The following is a 13547-nucleotide window of genomic DNA, read 5'->3' on the forward strand; positions in this document are numbered from 1 at the left end:
TCAGACCGTCTCCAGCTGCTTCATGCGATCGAGCACGGCCTCGGCGGTCGGGTCGGCGAGATGATCGATGACCGCACCGTCGGCGAGGAACACGACGCGGTCGGCGTAGCTGGCAGCGCGGGGGTCGTGCGTGACGATGACGACGGTCTGGTCGAACTCGTCGGCTGCGGTCCGCAGAATGCCGAGGACCTCGCCCGAGGAGCGCGAATCGAGATTGCCGGTCGGCTCGTCGCCGAAGACGATGTCGGGGCGCCCGACGAGCGCACGGGCGCACGCGACGCGCTGCTGCTGTCCACCGGACAGCTCGCTCGGGCGGTGACCCAGCCGGTCGGTCAGACCGAGCCGGGTGACGACGGTGTCGAGCCACTCCTCGTCCGGCGTGCGGCCGGCGATGTCGAGCGGCAAGGTGATGTTCTCCAGCGCCGTCAGCGTCGGGACGAGGTTGAACGACTGGAACACGAAACCGATTCTGTCCCTGCGCAATCCGGTCATCTGCTTGTCGGACAGGTCGGTCAGTTCGGTGTCACCGATCGTGACGATGCCCGACGACGCCGTGTCCAATCCGGCGAGGCAGTGCATCAATGTCGATTTACCGGAACCCGACGGTCCCATGATCGCGGTGAATTCGCCGCGCGCGAACTGGACGCTCACGTCGCGCAGCGCGTGAACCTGTGTGTCTCCGGTGCCGTACGTCTTGGACAGTGCGACCGCGCTGGCGGCGATTTCAGTCATGCAGGACAGTGTTCCCTGCTTTCGGTCGTCGCACTATCGGGGGATACCCTGAGAAGTCGCTCCTACTATTGGACTCATGCGCATTGGAGCACACGTCCGCGACAGCAACGATCCGCTCGGCTCCGCGGAGAGCCTCGGCGTCGACCTGGTCCAGATGTTCCTCACCGACCCGCAGAAGTGGAACAAACTCGAACCTCATCCGCAGGGCGAACAGCTCCGCGACAGCGAGGTCGACGTCGTCGTCCACAGCTCGTACGTGCTGAACGTCGCGAGTCTGAACAACCGCATTCGCATTCCGTCCCGCAAAGCCGTCATCGAGCAGGCTGCGGCTGCTGCCGAGATCGGTGCGATCGGTCTCGTCGTGCACGGCGGGCATGTGCGCGACGGCGAGGACACCGCGAAGGGCTTCGAGAACTGGCGCAAGTTGTTCGAGCGGCAGGCGAAGGACGGCGGATTCGGGGTGCCGATCTTCATCGAGAACACCGCGGGCGGCGACTTCGCGATGGCGCGACGGTTCGACGACATCGCGCGGCTGTGGGATGCCGTCGGCGAATTCGGTGCCGGGTTCTGCCTCGACACGTGCCACGCGTGGGCCGGTGGCGAGGAACTGGTCGGCGTCGTCGATCGGGTCAAGGCCATCACCGGACGTATCGACCTCGTGCACCTGAACAATTCACGCGACGAGTTCGATTCGGCGCGAGACCGTCACGCCAACCTCGCCGACGGGACGATCGACGCCGAGGTACTCAAGGCAGTGGCCGAGGCGGCAGGTGCACCCGTGATTCTGGAAACGCCCGAGGCTGGTATCGCAGACGACGTGCAGTACCTGAAGAACTAGACGAACAGGCCTCATACGAAGACTGCGAGTGTCTTTTCCCAGAAGCGCTCGAAGTCGTCGACGTCGGCGCGGGTGAACACTCGGCAGTTCCAGCGAAAAGCGGTGTCCACCATCGTGACTCCGTCGACCTCGACGACGTCGCACGTGACGGCCAGGCTGTGCGTCAGGGAGTCGTCGCCCCGAGCTTCTATCTCCGTGCCGACGCGGAACGAGATCTGGGCGCCGGACCTGCGATTCAGCGCCGGAGAATTCAGTCGGTACTTCGCGGCCGCGTAGTCACGCCCACCGTTGGGTGCTGCGGCGACGCGTCGGCGAACTTCCTCGAGAAGGGAGTGCGCGTCACCGGTGCACGGAAGGCGCACCGGGAAGAACTGGCCACCCGGGCCGTCGATGTCGACGAGGACGCCGGACGTGCAGCTGCGGCAACGATCGCTCTGCCATGCCCCGACGGTCGCGGCCAGGGCGGTCAGCAGAGTCGTCGCGGACGGGTGCTGCGGGCCCGCCCATTGCGTGCGCGTGTTGGTGACGACGGACGAGGAGATGGTGTCGATTCTCGGGTCGCTGCGGCGGCTTCCGAACGAGCGCTCCTCGGGAGTGAGCACTGCAACCCAGTACGGGATCTGCGCTGCTGCTGTCTGCACGGTCACCGCCGGATCTCCTTCTGTTCCGAAAGCCTTACCTAACCTCTCGCCACAATAGCGATCACTGTTTCGATGCGCGAACGAGGGATCAGCGACGAAGCTGCGGCACGGCGGGCGAGTCCGGGACGCGACCGGCGTCTAGAGCGTCGACCAGCGTGTCGGACCAGTGCAGAAGGCCTGCGATATCGAGTCCGTAGGGCGGATCGGCCTCGTGATCACGGATGCGGTCGTGGCCCTGGCCGAGGAGGGATCGAGCGCCGACGGCATTGCCGCGAAGGAGATGAGTGAGGCCGACGGCCAGCTGAGCGAGTCCCTGCCACAGCATCCGCTCGGCTTCGGGGGCGTCCTTCCACGTTCCTTCGAGAATTTCGTGAGCGTGGAAGGGCATGCCGCCGTCGAGAAGTTCCTGAGCGCGAGTGATGGCCTCGTCGGGAGGGAGCCTCAGGTCGTCGGGAATGCGATCGACGCCGACGGCTCCCCGCGGAAGCGGCCTGCCCAGGCCGTCGCGGGGACGCGCGTTCTGCGGTTTACCGGCCGAGTCCCGTTCCCTGCTCGGTCTGTCGTTCTGCGCTGGCACTCTCGGTTCTCCTGGTAGCTCGGGTCACTGCGATCAGCGCGACGAGAGCGATCGCCGAGACGCCGACCATCGTGACCGATACTGCCACGTTGTCGTTGCCGAGCACGCCGACGACCGGAGCGATGATCGCGCCGGACCCGAACTGCGCGGCGCCGAGCAGGGCAGCCGCGGTACCGGCTGCTTCACCGTGGCGCGACAGTGCGAGCGCGGGGGCGTTCGGCATGACGAAGCCGACTGCGCCGAGGACGAACCACAGCGGAATCAGGAAGCCGAACATACCGCCGACGCCTGCCAGCGCGATGACCGTCATGACGAGTGCGGACACCACCGCCGTCGACAACGCGGCGATGACGATGCGCACGGGGGTGAAGTGGCCGAGCAGCACGACGTTGAGCTGCGATGCGCCGATGAGGGCGATGGCTCCGAGCGCGAAGACGATCGCGAACTGCTGCTCGTTGAGGCCGAACTCCTCCTGCAGCACGAACGACGACCCGGCGATGTAGGCGAACATGGCCGACATCGCGAGAGCAGCGACGAGGACGAGCACCAGGAACTGGCCGTCGCGCAGCAGACCGCCGTACGTGCGGACGACGGGCATGATGCCGCGGCTGCGGCGACGCTCCGGCGGAAGGCTCTCGCGCAGTGCGAACACCGCGACGATCAGGAGTGCGACGCCGAGCACCGCGAGAACTCCGAAGACCCAACGCCACGAGCCGGCGAGCAGGATGCCGCCACCGATCGACGGCGCGAGGACGGGCGCGACGCCCATGACCAGCATCAGCCGCGACAGAACCGTCGCGGCTGCGCGGCCGGTGAAGAGGTCACGCACGACAGCCATCGCGACGACGGCCGCGGCTGCCGCACCGAGACCTTGCAGGCCGCGGAACACGCCGAGCACGGCGACGTTCGGTGCGACGACGCACAGCAGCGATGCCACGATGTGAATGGCAGTGCCTGCGATGAGCGGCAGACGGCGTCCGACGATGTCGGACAGCGGGCCGATGACGAGCTGGCCCAGGGCGAGACCGATCAACGTGCCGGTGAGCGTGAGCTGCACCGCGGCCGAGGACGAATTCAGATCGTCGACGATCGACGGCAGCGCGGGGAGATACATGTCGATCGTCAGCGGGCCGAGGGCGATCAGCGCACCGAGGACGAGGATGATGCGCATCCGTTCGGCGGAGGTGGGTTCGGTCGTCGTCGCTGACGCTGTCGTGGCTTGTTCGGTGGCGTGGGACACCCAACCCTCAGCAACGAGGCCTGTCGTTCTGTTCCCGGTGTGACGAAGTCGAACTACAGTCACGATCGTGGAGGGGGACAGTCCTGAGTCGGCGTCGACACGGCAAGCAGTGGCGCGGGCCTACATCGATGCACTGGCGTCGCACGACGCGAGCGCGGTCCAGTTCGCGCCCGGAGCGCGTCGGGTCGAAAACGGTGTCACCACCGGCTTTTCCGGCCCTGGGTTGAAAAAGGGTCTGAACACGGCCTTCTACTACCGTGCGATCGTGGACATTCGCGACATCGCGTTGACCGAGGACGGCGACACGGTGCACGCGACGTTCGTGATCGACGCGGGGATGTTCGGGAGAAAGCTGGTGACCGTCGGGGTCGAGGAGTCGTTCCTGATCCCCGACGGCACCATCCACTTCATCCGTGCGCGTCTGTCTCTCGGCGCGAGACCGCGAACTAGATCCGGTCGGAAACCTCGGTGAGCCGTGCGACCTCGTCGGTCGACAGGGTCAACGCGGGAGCGGCGAGCAGGGCCGGGAGCTGAGTGATCTTGCTGGCGCTCGCGATCGGCGCGGTGACCGTCGGCTGTGCCAGCAACCACGCGAGCGCGACGGACGAGATCTCGGCGTCGTGGGCGTCGGCGATATCGCTGAGAGCGTCGACCACGTTCAGGCCCTCGTCGGTGAAGTAGCCCGACGCCAACTTCTGGCGTGCCTGACCTTCGAGGTCCTCACGGGTGCGGTACTTGCCGGTCAGGAACCCTGCGGCGAGCGAGAAGTACGGGAACACACCGAGATTGTTGTCGGCCGCGAGAGAGGCGAGTTCGGTCTCGTACTCGCGACGAGTCACGAGGTTGTAGTGCGGCTGCAGCGCAACGGGTGCCGAGAAACCGTTCTGCTCGGCGAGTGACAGCCATTCGCGGATGCGGTCCGGCGAGTAGTTCGAGATGGCGACGTAGCGGACCTTTCCGTCCTTGACCAGCTCGTCGAACGCGGCGAGCGTCTCGACGAGCGGCGTGTTCTCGTCGTCGTAGTGGGCGTAGTAGACGTCGATGTGGTCGCTCTGCAGACGCTTCAGCGACGCCTCCGCCGCGGCCTTCACGTTGGCGGGTGCGAGACCTCTGAACTCGGGGTGCTGGCTCACCTTTGTGGCGATGACGACGTCGTCGCGGTTGCCGCGTGCCGCCGTCCAGTTGCCGATGATCGTCTCGGATTCGCCGCCGGAATTGCCGTCGGCGAACGCCGAGTACGAATCCGCGGTGTCGATGAAGTTACCGCCACCTGCGGTGAAGGCGTCCAAGATCTCGAACGACGACGTCTCGTCGCTCGTCCAACCGAAGGTGTTTCCACCGAGTGCGAGGGGGAAGATGTCGAGGTTCGAGTTTCCTATGGCAACCACTGTGGACTCCTTATCGCAGCGAACTATCTCGCTTGCACAACGCGTACCCGTGGAGGTGTTGTTCCCCGCCGGACTCCGCGCGATCAGCTCACGGGACTCGACACGCCGACGCCACTGGGTGTGTCGATGCCGTATCGATCGATCTCGGCCTGCAGATCGAGAGGGCGGATGGACTTGCTCGCCTCGACGGCCGCGTCGTCGATCAGGTTCAGCGGAACGAGCCAGACGATCTCGAATTCGATGCCGTCCGGGTCCTTGCCGTACAGACTCTTGGTCGTGCCGTGGTCCGACGCGCCGACGAGACCGCCTGCGGCAGAAAGCTTCTGCGCGAGATCGGCAAGATCGGCCAGCGTCTGAACCTCCCACGCAAGGTGGTAGAGGCCGACGGTGGAGCGTCCGGCGCTGCTCGGTCCTGCGGCGTCGCCGAGTTGGAACAGGCCGAGGTCGTGATCGTTGGAGCTCGCACTTGCCTGGAGGAACGCCGCGCTGGAGCCCATGGTCATCTTCGTCCGGAAACCGAGGACGTCGGTGTAGAACGCGACGGACTTCTCGACGTTCCTGACGTACAGAACTGCGTGGTTGAGACGTTGGATGGACATGGGCACCTCGAGAACTGGAGTAACGACGGCTAAGTTGAACCTTCAACCAAAGAATACACCTGCGTCACCGATGCGCAAGGGGGTCGCGCGTAGGGGAGGGAGTCAGTGCCAGGTGTGATCGACGAGCGGAGTGCGGGGCCCGAACTTCGGTTTGATGGCCTTGCCGCTTGCGGCGAGCAATCGGACGGCCCGATGTCTGTGCGGCGCAAGCGGTTTCATGTACTCGATCATCTCGGCATCGTCGATGGGTCGTCCCAGGAGCGACCAGCCGACGACGGCCGACAGGTGGTAGTCGCCGACGGACAACGCGTCGGGATCCCCGAAGGCGCGTTGCGCTACCTCGGCGGCGGTCCAGATGCCCACGCCCGGAACGGCGCGAAGGCGTTTCATCGCGTCCGCGGGGCTCATCGACGACGCCTGCTCGAGACGGTTCGCGACCTGCGCGCACCGGACGATGGTCTTGGACCGCGCCGGGTCCACGTTCGCGAGGTGGTACTCCCACGACGGGATTCGACGCCACACGTCGGGCGTCGGCGAGACGAACATCGGCTTCGGTGTCGGCCCGGGAGCGCGATCGCCGAACTTGGTGACGAGCGTCCGCCACGACGCGAACGCGGACAGGCCGTGCACGCGCTGCTCGAGGATCGCCGGAACGAGAGCTTCCATCACGCGGCCCGTGCGTCCGAGGCGCAGGTGGGGAAACAGACGATGTGCTTCTTTCAGCGTGGGATGCTCCGGCGCGAATTCCGACGCGTCGTCGTCCGCGCCGACGAGCGCCGGCAGCGACTCGAGGAATTCGGACGCCCCCGGGCCCCATGCGGTGGCTGCGACCGAATGCCTCGACGTCTGCGTGAGCCGGTAGGTGGCCGGCCCGGACTCGAATCGTGATGTGCGCCACACGGACCCGGAGGCGTCGCGCTCGTAGGTGGGGTCGGTGCGCCCCCGACGTAGCGGCGACATGGACAGGAGCATGTCCAGTGGCCGGTCGGAGACGAACTCGGCGCGCACCGAGTCGGTGGCGGAAAGAGGACCTGACGACAGCATGGGATCACCAGGATATCGGCCGGGACCGACAGTCAGAACCCGCCGGCCACTGCGACCACCGTTCGGCCGGTGACACCTCCCCGCGAGATGTCGTTCAACGCCGCATGCACATTCGAGACAGGGACTTCGGTGACGAGTTGATCGAGGCGACGTGGGCGCAGCGTCGATTCGAGTTGCTGCCAGGTTGCTCGACGCTTCTCGATGGGCCGCTGGACGGAGTCGATGCCGAGCAGTGCGACGCCCCGAAGGATGAACGGCAGAACCGTCGTCGACAAGCCTGCGCCGCCGGTCAACCCGCTAGCGGCGACGGCGCCTGCGTATCGCGTGGTCGACAGAACGTGCGCGAGCGTCTTTCCTCCGACGCAGTCGACGGCGCCCGCCCATTCGGCACGGCCGAGCGGTCGCGGCTTCGCGTCGGGATCTTCGGGGAGGCGGCCGATCACGTGCGCTGCTCCGAGGCTGGTCAACAGGTCGACGGCATCCTTCTTGCCGCTCGATGCGTGGACTTCGAAGCCCGCCGCCGACAGCAGATCGACGCTGACGCTTCCCACGCCACCGCTGGCGCCGGTGACGACGATGGGGCCGTCGTCCGGTCGGATCCCGTGGGTGAGCAGGGCTTCGACGCTCATCGCGGCGGTGAAGCCGGCGGTACCGATCGCGGCGGCGTCGCGCGTCGACAGTGTCGTGAGAGGAACGACCCAGTCTGCCGGTACTCGCGCGTATTCGGCGTAGCCGCCGTGTTGCCCGGTGCCGATGTCGTATCCGTGGGCGACGACTTTCTGTCCGACGGAGATGTCGTCGGCAGCGGACTCGACGACGGTTCCGGCGATGTCTATACCCGGGACGATCGGATAGTCGCGGACCACACCACCCTTCGGTGTGATGGCGAGCGCATCCTTGAAATTGACGCTCGAATACTCGACGGCGATCGTGACCGCGGGTGCGTCGCGACGGGGAAGGAAGGTCTCGTCGACCGTCTCCTTCGCGAGTTCGATTCGGGATGCGTCCGGTTCGTGTGCGACTTCGCGGGCAACCAGGGCACTGAACGACGAGGGAACGGTCACGACAGGAGGTCCTTTCGTTTCGCGGATGTGTCCCACAGTAATTCAGAGGAGCGACGCCGATTTCATGCGCGGCGTCTGTTCTTTGTCGGTGGGTCGAAGTATGGTCCTGTGTCGTGATCATCGTGAGTACTGACGGCTCGTGTCTGCGTAATCCGGGTGGCGCCATCGGGTGGGCCTGGGTGAATCACACGGGCCCCAGCAACTCCGGTGGAGAAGCGTCGGGTACCAACCAGATCGCCGAGCTTCGCGCTCTGTTCGAAGCAATAGTCGCGCATCCGGGCGATGAGCCGTTGTTGATCGAATCCGATTCGCAGTACGCCATCAAGTGTGCGTCCGAGTGGTTGCCCGGATGGAAGCGCAAGGGGTGGAAGACGGCAGGCGGGTCGCCCGTCAAGAACCTCGATCTCGTCATGAACATCGATCGCGCGATCACGGAGCGCGCAGGCCCCGTCCGATTCCGCTGGGTTCGTGGTCACGTCGGCAACCACTTCAACGAAGCCGCCGACGCACTCGCCGGTGAAGCTGCGCGTGCTGCGGCTGCGGGCAAGTCCACGGCGGGTACATCCACGGCGGGTACATCCACGGCGGCCACGTCGGCTGCGGTGGCGGTCGCGAGGTCTACTCCCGCTACTCCCGCCCTGAAGGCAAATGCATCTAATGCACGGAACGACGCCGACCTCGACGAGGTTGCGACCCTGTTCTAGGCCGCAAGTCGTGAGGTCAAGCCTGCGATGGGTTGTCGTCCGACCCGTCGGTTGCTCGATCGAGAACTACGACGCCCGCTTGGCCCAGACGCAGCTTGGTGCACAACGCGGTGAGCGTCGTCATCTCGTCGTCGGACAGAACGCCGCCGACGTATCGGCGGATTCGGGCTGCGTGCTTGCGGCCGATGTCGCGCTGCACGGCGAGTCCGTCGTCGGTGAGGACGACGACGGTTCCGCGTTTGTCGGTCGGATCCGGTCGGCGCGTGACGTACCCCAGCTTTTCGAGGCGTTCGCACAGGCGACTGAGTGACGGTTGGCTGAGCAGGATCTCGTCGTTCAGATCGTGCAGACGCAGCTTGCGGGTGGCGCATTTGCTCAATGTGAACAGCACGTCGTACTCGCGCAGGCTGATCGGATTCCAGATGTCGTCCGCGGTGAAGCGTCGCATCAGCGACACCTGGGAGCGAAAGAGCGACTCCCAGGCGTCGGTGGCGAGCTCGGTACTAGAGGGCAACTACTTCGTCCTTGCGTGCCAGCATGCTCGCGTGCGTCGGCGGGTTCTCCGGCACACCTTCGGGGCGTCGGGCAGCGAATTCCTTACGCAGCACGGGCACCACTTCCTCGCCCAGCAGGTCGAGCTGCTCGAGCACCGTCTTCAGCGGAAGCCCGGCGTGGTCCATGAGGAACAGCTGGCGTTGGTAGCCGCCGAAGAAGTCCGCGAAGGTCAGCGTCTTCTCGATCACCTGCTGTGGCGATCCGACGGTCAGCGGCGTCTGCTCGGTGAACTCTTCCATGGTCGGGCCATGGCCGTAGACGGGTGCGTTGTCGAAGTACGGGCGGAACTCCTTGACCGCGTCCTGGCTGTTCTTGCGCATGAACACCTGGCCGCCGAGACCGACGATGGCCTGGTCGGCGCGTCCGTGACCGTAGTGTTCGTAGCGCTGCCGGTACAGGTTGATGAGCTGGATGTAGTGCTCTTTCGGCCAGAAGATGTTGTTCGCGAAGAATCCGTCACCGTGGTACGCGGCGATCTCCGCGATCTCGGGGCTGCGGATCGAGCCGTGCCAGACGAACGGCGGAATGTCGTCGAGGGGGCGAGGCGTCGACGTGAAGCTGTCGAGCGGCGTGCGGAAATTGCCCTGCCACGTGACGACGTCCTCGGTCCACAGGCGTCGCAGTAGCTGGTAGTTCTCCAGTGCGAGCGGAATGCCTTGTCGGATGTCCTGTCCGAACCACGGGTACACGGGTGCGGTGTTGCCGCGGCCCATGATCAGGTCGACGCGGCCGTCGGCGAGGTGCTGCAGCATCGCGTAGTCCTCGGCGATCTTCACCGGGTCGTTGGTGGTGATCAGCGTGGTCGACGTCGACAGGATCAGATTTTCGGTCTGAGCCGCTATGTAGCCGAGCATGGTCGTCGGCGACGACGGGACGAACGGTGGGTTGTGGTGCTCGCCGGTCGCGAAGACGTCGAGGCCGACGTCCTCGGCGTGCTTGGCGATGGTGACCATCGCCTTGATGCGCTCGTGTTCGGTCGGCTCGCGGCCGGTCGTGGGGTCGACCGTGACGTCGCCGACGGTGAAGATTCCGAACTGCATGGCGTGCTCCCAAGTTCATGCGTTTGCATTGACTTGCACTGTAACCGCAGGAGTGGGCGGAGTATTCCGGGGGAGTGGGTCAGCTGTCGATCAGCGATGCAGTGCCCGACAGGGCGCGCACGTCGTAGGACTCGAGCGCGCCGTGCACGAAGCGGTCGCCGGCGATGTTGCCGCGCCGGGTGAACAGGACCGCGTAAGAGGAGAAATGCACCGGCTCGTTCTCGACGTTGACGCGCGGGACCACGGCCAGCAGGTGGGTGGAGTTGCCGTCGTGTACCTGTTCGACGATCGTGCGGATCTCGTAACCGAGGTCCGTTCGCGTCACCTCGGTGGACTCGAGTATGGCGCCGCTCAGCACGAGTTGTGCCGCCGCAACCCCGGAAAGTCTGTTCGTGTCGAAGGATCCCGTCAGCTCGTCGCCCTCGAAAACATAGTGGTTGGCCGCTGTGTAGGACATGCGCGCAAGGCTAGGTCGTCGGCTGGAGAAGAGATAGGTCGTGGGCTGAAAAAATTTTTCAGATCCGACCCATCCACCCCATCACCTGCCGCGAATCGTAGATGAGACGCCCGCCGCTGCTGTCGCCCCCGACCGCCGTCAGCTGTGGGCGTCTCCCTTTGTCTGTGGTGTGTCGGGCGTCGATCGTTACCTTTCTGCATGGCGCGGGAAGGGCGTGATTCACCCGATCGTCACGTGCGGTCCATAGCGTCACAAGACATGCGTCGCACACTCTTGGTCGCTTTGTCCGCTGCCGCGTTGACTGCCGTGTCCGCGGCTCACGCTCAGGCCCTTCCCATCGATGCCGGGTCGTCGAACAGCGGGTCGTCGAACACCGGGTCGTCGGAGCCTGCACCCGCCTTCGATCTGCAGGCGCACCGAGGCGGGCTCGGACTTGTCAGTGAGAGCACGATCGCAGCGTTCACCAACGCACTCGAACTCGGCGTCACGACGTTGGAACTCGACACGCAGATCACGGAGGACGGCGTCGCCGTTGTGACGCACGACCGTCGAGTATCCGACAAGAAGTGCCTCGACACGGTGCCGGTCTTCGACGGTGACCCCGAGTTTCCCTACGTGGGTAAGTACGTGAACACGCTGACGCTCGCGCAAGTCGAGACGCTCGACTGCGGGTCGCTTCGGTTGGCGGACTACCCGGAGCAGCGAACAGTGCCGGGTGCCCGTATGCCTACGTTGACCGAGGTGCTCGACGTGGCGAAGACGTCACCGAACGTCCGTCTCAACGTCGAGACGAAGTTCGAAGCGGCAAGCCCGACGGAGACTGCGCCGCGCGAGCAATTCGTCGACATCGTCATCACCACCATCGAACAAGCCGGAATGCTCGATCGCGTCAGCATTCAAAGCTTCGATTGGGGTGCGCTGCAGCTGGTTCGAGCGATGAGGCCGTCTGTGCCGCTCGTCGCGTTGACGAACGGCGACTTCCTTCAAGTCGGTCAGGATGGGGCGTCACCGTGGCTCGGCGGACTCGACGTCGACGACTTCGGGGGCGACGGCGTCGCTGCGGCCGCATCGATCGGCGCGTCTGCGTACTCGCCTGTGCAAGGTAACCCGCAGAACGGGGCGGTGGGAGATCCGGGCTTCGAACTGTATGTCACGCGGCAGATGGTCGACGACGCCCATGCGCGCGGCATGCGCGTCATTCCGTGGACCGTCGACGATCCCGCGACCATGAACGCACTGATGGACTTGGGTGTCGACGGTATCATCACCGACTACCCGAACAGGCTGCGAGATGTCATGGCGCAGAGAGGAATACCGCTTCCCGCGCCGCAGCGGTGACGTGATTCAGCTCAGGTCGTAGACGACCCCGGTGAGCTTTTCGCTTTCGTTCCACAGCTTTTCGGCGAGTTCGGGATCTTTGGCCTTGGCCGAGATCTTGGCGGGCCCTGGGGCGCCGCGTGATTCCATCAGCCACCTCGGACCCGTGTACGACGCCGGCCCGCCGTTCTCGAGTGCGTCGAGCGTGGGAAGTGATCCGGCGCGGGCGGATTGGGAGATGAACAAAAGGCCGATCGACGCGGCGAACGAGACGACCTTCGAGCTGCCGAGGCCGTCGGGGCTCGTGTACAGCTCCGTCGAGGAGATGCCGGGGTGGGCGGCGTTGCTCGTGATGGGGATACCTGCTCTGTCGAGTCGTCGCTGAAGTTCCAGCGCGAACAGCAGATTGGCGAGTTTCGAGTTCGCGTACATGCGCTGCGGGTTGTAGCCGCGTGTGGCGTGGAGGTCGTCGAAGTTCAGCTTGGGGGCTTGTTTGTGGGCCACCGACGACACGGTGACGACGGTCGCGCTGTCCGCTGCCCGGAGGTTCGGCATCAGGTGGCCGGTCAACGCGAAGTGACCGAGGTGGTTGGTGCCGAACTGAAGCTCGAACCCGTCCTTGGTCTCGGTGCGCTTCGACGGCATCATGACCCCGGCATTGTTGATGAGCACATCGACCTTCGCGGGCGCGGACTCGGCGAAGGAGCGCACAGAATCGAGATCGGCGAGGTCGAGGCGGGCGGTGTCGACGACGCCCTGAGGTGCATCTGTGCTCTTCCGGGCTTCTGCGGCGATCTTCTCGGCCGCTGCGTCGGCCTTGTCGAGGTTGCGGCACGCAAGTGTCACGTGGTCGCCCTGCTTCACCAACTCGAGGGCGGTGAAGTAGCCGATACCGGTGTTTCCGCCGGTGAGAAGTACGCGTCGATGGTTGTTGTCGGACACGGCGCCCAGGGTACGGGAGACCCTAGGATGTGGCCATGAACGAGGTTGAACGTGACTGAACCCGTCAACCGCTTTCCGAAGGGAACGGGCCGTCCGGCGTCGCGGGCGTTCGACGCTGCAGGTTACCGGTCGTTGGACGAGCTTGCGGGACAGTCGAAATCCGAGCTCGCGAAACTGCACGGCGTGGGGCCGAAAGCATTACGGGTCGTCGAAGCGGCGCTGCAGGAGCGCGGACTGGACCTGGAACCGTAATACCCGCCCGTCAGAAGGGTGGTGGTCGGCGTTTGTCGCGGGCGGCGGCAATGGCTCGGTGTTCGATGTATTTGGCGCGAAGTTCGACGGCGTCGGTGCGTGCTTGTGGGTCGGTGAGGTGTGCGATGCTGTCTCTTATACACCTCTACGCTGCCGT

Annotated in this window: 17 protein-coding genes; 5 read left to right on the plus strand and 12 right to left on the minus strand. The window is 65.2% G+C overall.

Annotated features, from left to right (window positions below; all coding sequences use genetic code 11):
• Positions 1–732: an ABC transporter ATP-binding protein gene (locus tag RhoFasB10_RS12910; RefSeq protein ID WP_114329936.1), complete on the minus strand. Its 732-nt coding sequence runs from the start codon at positions 730–732 to the stop codon at positions 1–3.
• A 76-nt stretch (positions 733–808) separates the two neighbouring features.
• Between RhoFasB10_RS12910 and RhoFasB10_RS12915 the strand changes: the two genes are divergently transcribed.
• Entirely contained in the window at positions 809–1570 is a 762-nt protein-coding gene (locus RhoFasB10_RS12915; protein WP_167676678.1) for a deoxyribonuclease IV, read from the plus strand.
• Between the two features lie 11 nt (positions 1571–1581).
• On the opposite strand, the gene RhoFasB10_RS12920 is transcribed toward RhoFasB10_RS12915, so the two are convergent.
• From RhoFasB10_RS12920 to RhoFasB10_RS12930, 3 genes are all read right to left on the minus strand, one after another.
• A complete protein-coding gene (locus RhoFasB10_RS12920) occupies positions 1582–2217 on the minus strand; it encodes a hypothetical protein (protein ID WP_206030857.1) in 636 nt (211 codons plus the stop codon).
• Positions 2218–2299: 82 nt separating this feature from the next.
• The gene (locus RhoFasB10_RS12925; RefSeq protein ID WP_167676681.1) at positions 2300–2788 is read right to left on the minus strand and encodes a DUF309 domain-containing protein; all 489 of its coding nucleotides are present in this window, start codon (positions 2786–2788) and stop codon (positions 2300–2302) included.
• Positions 2739–3959 (minus strand): multidrug effflux MFS transporter, encoded by a 1221-nt coding sequence (locus RhoFasB10_RS12930; RefSeq protein ID WP_157105417.1) that lies wholly within the window; start codon positions 3957–3959, stop codon positions 2739–2741. The genes RhoFasB10_RS12925 and RhoFasB10_RS12930 overlap by 50 nt, the downstream gene beginning before the upstream one ends.
• 136 nt (positions 3960–4095) lie before the next feature.
• Between RhoFasB10_RS12930 and RhoFasB10_RS12935 the strand changes: the two genes are divergently transcribed.
• The gene (locus RhoFasB10_RS12935) at positions 4096–4500 is read left to right on the plus strand and encodes a hypothetical protein (RefSeq protein WP_167676683.1); all 405 of its coding nucleotides are present in this window, start codon (positions 4096–4098) and stop codon (positions 4498–4500) included.
• Here the strand turns inward: RhoFasB10_RS12935 and RhoFasB10_RS12940 are convergent.
• The 4 genes from RhoFasB10_RS12940 to RhoFasB10_RS12955 form a co-directional block, all read right to left on the minus strand.
• On the minus strand, positions 4475–5416 hold the full coding sequence (locus tag RhoFasB10_RS12940; protein ID WP_167676685.1) for an aldo/keto reductase: 942 nt from the start codon (positions 5414–5416) through the stop codon (positions 4475–4477). The two genes, RhoFasB10_RS12935 and RhoFasB10_RS12940, sit on opposite strands and share 26 nt — an antisense overlap.
• 83 nt (positions 5417–5499) lie before the next feature.
• Positions 5500–6015 (minus strand): VOC family protein, encoded by a 516-nt coding sequence (locus RhoFasB10_RS12945; RefSeq protein ID WP_068431091.1) that lies wholly within the window; start codon positions 6013–6015, stop codon positions 5500–5502.
• 102 nt (positions 6016–6117) lie between these two features.
• Positions 6118–7059: a DNA-3-methyladenine glycosylase 2 family protein gene (locus tag RhoFasB10_RS12950; protein WP_167676687.1), complete on the minus strand. Its 942-nt coding sequence runs from the start codon at positions 7057–7059 to the stop codon at positions 6118–6120.
• 32 nt (positions 7060–7091) lie between these two features.
• The gene (locus tag RhoFasB10_RS12955; RefSeq protein WP_206030869.1) at positions 7092–8096 is read right to left on the minus strand and encodes an acryloyl-CoA reductase; all 1005 of its coding nucleotides are present in this window, start codon (positions 8094–8096) and stop codon (positions 7092–7094) included.
• A 140-nt stretch (positions 8097–8236) separates the two neighbouring features.
• Between RhoFasB10_RS12955 and RhoFasB10_RS12960 the strand changes: the two genes are divergently transcribed.
• Positions 8237–8827 carry a ribonuclease H gene (locus tag RhoFasB10_RS12960; protein WP_084423995.1) on the plus strand — a complete coding sequence of 197 codons (591 nt, stop codon included), beginning with the start codon at positions 8237–8239 and terminating at the stop codon, positions 8825–8827.
• 16 nt (positions 8828–8843) lie between these two features.
• On the opposite strand, the gene RhoFasB10_RS12965 is transcribed toward RhoFasB10_RS12960, so the two are convergent.
• The 3 genes from RhoFasB10_RS12965 to RhoFasB10_RS12975 form a co-directional block, all read right to left on the minus strand.
• The gene (locus RhoFasB10_RS12965) at positions 8844–9341 is read right to left on the minus strand and encodes a MarR family winged helix-turn-helix transcriptional regulator (protein WP_174551495.1); all 498 of its coding nucleotides are present in this window, start codon (positions 9339–9341) and stop codon (positions 8844–8846) included.
• Positions 9331–10422 carry an LLM class flavin-dependent oxidoreductase gene (locus RhoFasB10_RS12970; protein WP_068430971.1) on the minus strand — a complete coding sequence of 364 codons (1092 nt, stop codon included), beginning with the start codon at positions 10420–10422 and terminating at the stop codon, positions 9331–9333. The genes RhoFasB10_RS12965 and RhoFasB10_RS12970 overlap by 11 nt, the downstream gene beginning before the upstream one ends.
• Before the next feature lie 79 nt (positions 10423–10501).
• Positions 10502–10879 (minus strand): hypothetical protein, encoded by a 378-nt coding sequence (locus tag RhoFasB10_RS12975; protein ID WP_068430974.1) that lies wholly within the window; start codon positions 10877–10879, stop codon positions 10502–10504.
• A 258-nt stretch (positions 10880–11137) separates the two neighbouring features.
• Between RhoFasB10_RS12975 and RhoFasB10_RS12980 the strand changes: the two genes are divergently transcribed.
• On the plus strand, positions 11138–12217 hold the full coding sequence (locus RhoFasB10_RS12980; protein ID WP_084423997.1) for a glycerophosphodiester phosphodiesterase family protein: 1080 nt from the start codon (positions 11138–11140) through the stop codon (positions 12215–12217).
• 6 nt (positions 12218–12223) lie between these two features.
• Here the strand turns inward: RhoFasB10_RS12980 and RhoFasB10_RS12985 are convergent, their stop codons facing one another.
• Positions 12224–13138, minus strand: a complete 915-nt coding sequence (locus RhoFasB10_RS12985) for an oxidoreductase (RefSeq protein WP_068430977.1) — start codon at positions 13136–13138, stop codon at positions 12224–12226.
• A gap of 51 nt (positions 13139–13189) precedes the next feature.
• On the opposite strand from RhoFasB10_RS12985, the gene RhoFasB10_RS12990 reads away from it, so the two are divergent.
• Entirely contained in the window at positions 13190–13390 is a 201-nt protein-coding gene (locus tag RhoFasB10_RS12990; RefSeq protein ID WP_068431100.1) for a DNA-binding protein, read from the plus strand.
• Positions 13391–13547: the final 157 nt, after the last annotated feature.

The organism is Rhodococcus sp. B10, assembly GCF_011770055.1.
Lineage (GTDB): Bacteria > Actinomycetota > Actinomycetes > Mycobacteriales > Mycobacteriaceae > Rhodococcoides > Rhodococcoides kyotonensis_B.

Coding starts and splice junctions, on each gene's coding strand:
- RhoFasB10_RS12910 (WP_114329936.1), bottom strand. CDS start 732: ATGACTGAAATCGCCGCCAGCGCGGTCGCACTGTCCAAGACGTACGGC.
- RhoFasB10_RS12915 (WP_167676678.1), top strand. CDS start 809: ATGCGCATTGGAGCACACGTCCGCGACAGCAACGATCCGCTCGGCTCC.
- RhoFasB10_RS12930 (WP_157105417.1), bottom strand. CDS start 3,959: ATGCGCATCATCCTCGTCCTCGGTGCGCTGATCGCCCTCGGCCCGCTG.
- RhoFasB10_RS12945 (WP_068431091.1), bottom strand. CDS start 6,015: ATGTCCATCCAACGTCTCAACCACGCAGTTCTGTACGTCAGGAACGTC.
- RhoFasB10_RS12950 (WP_167676687.1), bottom strand. CDS start 7,059: ATGCTGTCGTCAGGTCCTCTTTCCGCCACCGACTCGGTGCGCGCCGAG.
- RhoFasB10_RS12970 (WP_068430971.1), bottom strand. CDS start 10,422: ATGCAGTTCGGAATCTTCACCGTCGGCGACGTCACGGTCGACCCCACG.
- RhoFasB10_RS12975 (WP_068430974.1), bottom strand. CDS start 10,879: ATGTCCTACACAGCGGCCAACCACTATGTTTTCGAGGGCGACGAGCTG.
- RhoFasB10_RS12980 (WP_084423997.1), top strand. CDS start 11,138: ATGCGTCGCACACTCTTGGTCGCTTTGTCCGCTGCCGCGTTGACTGCC.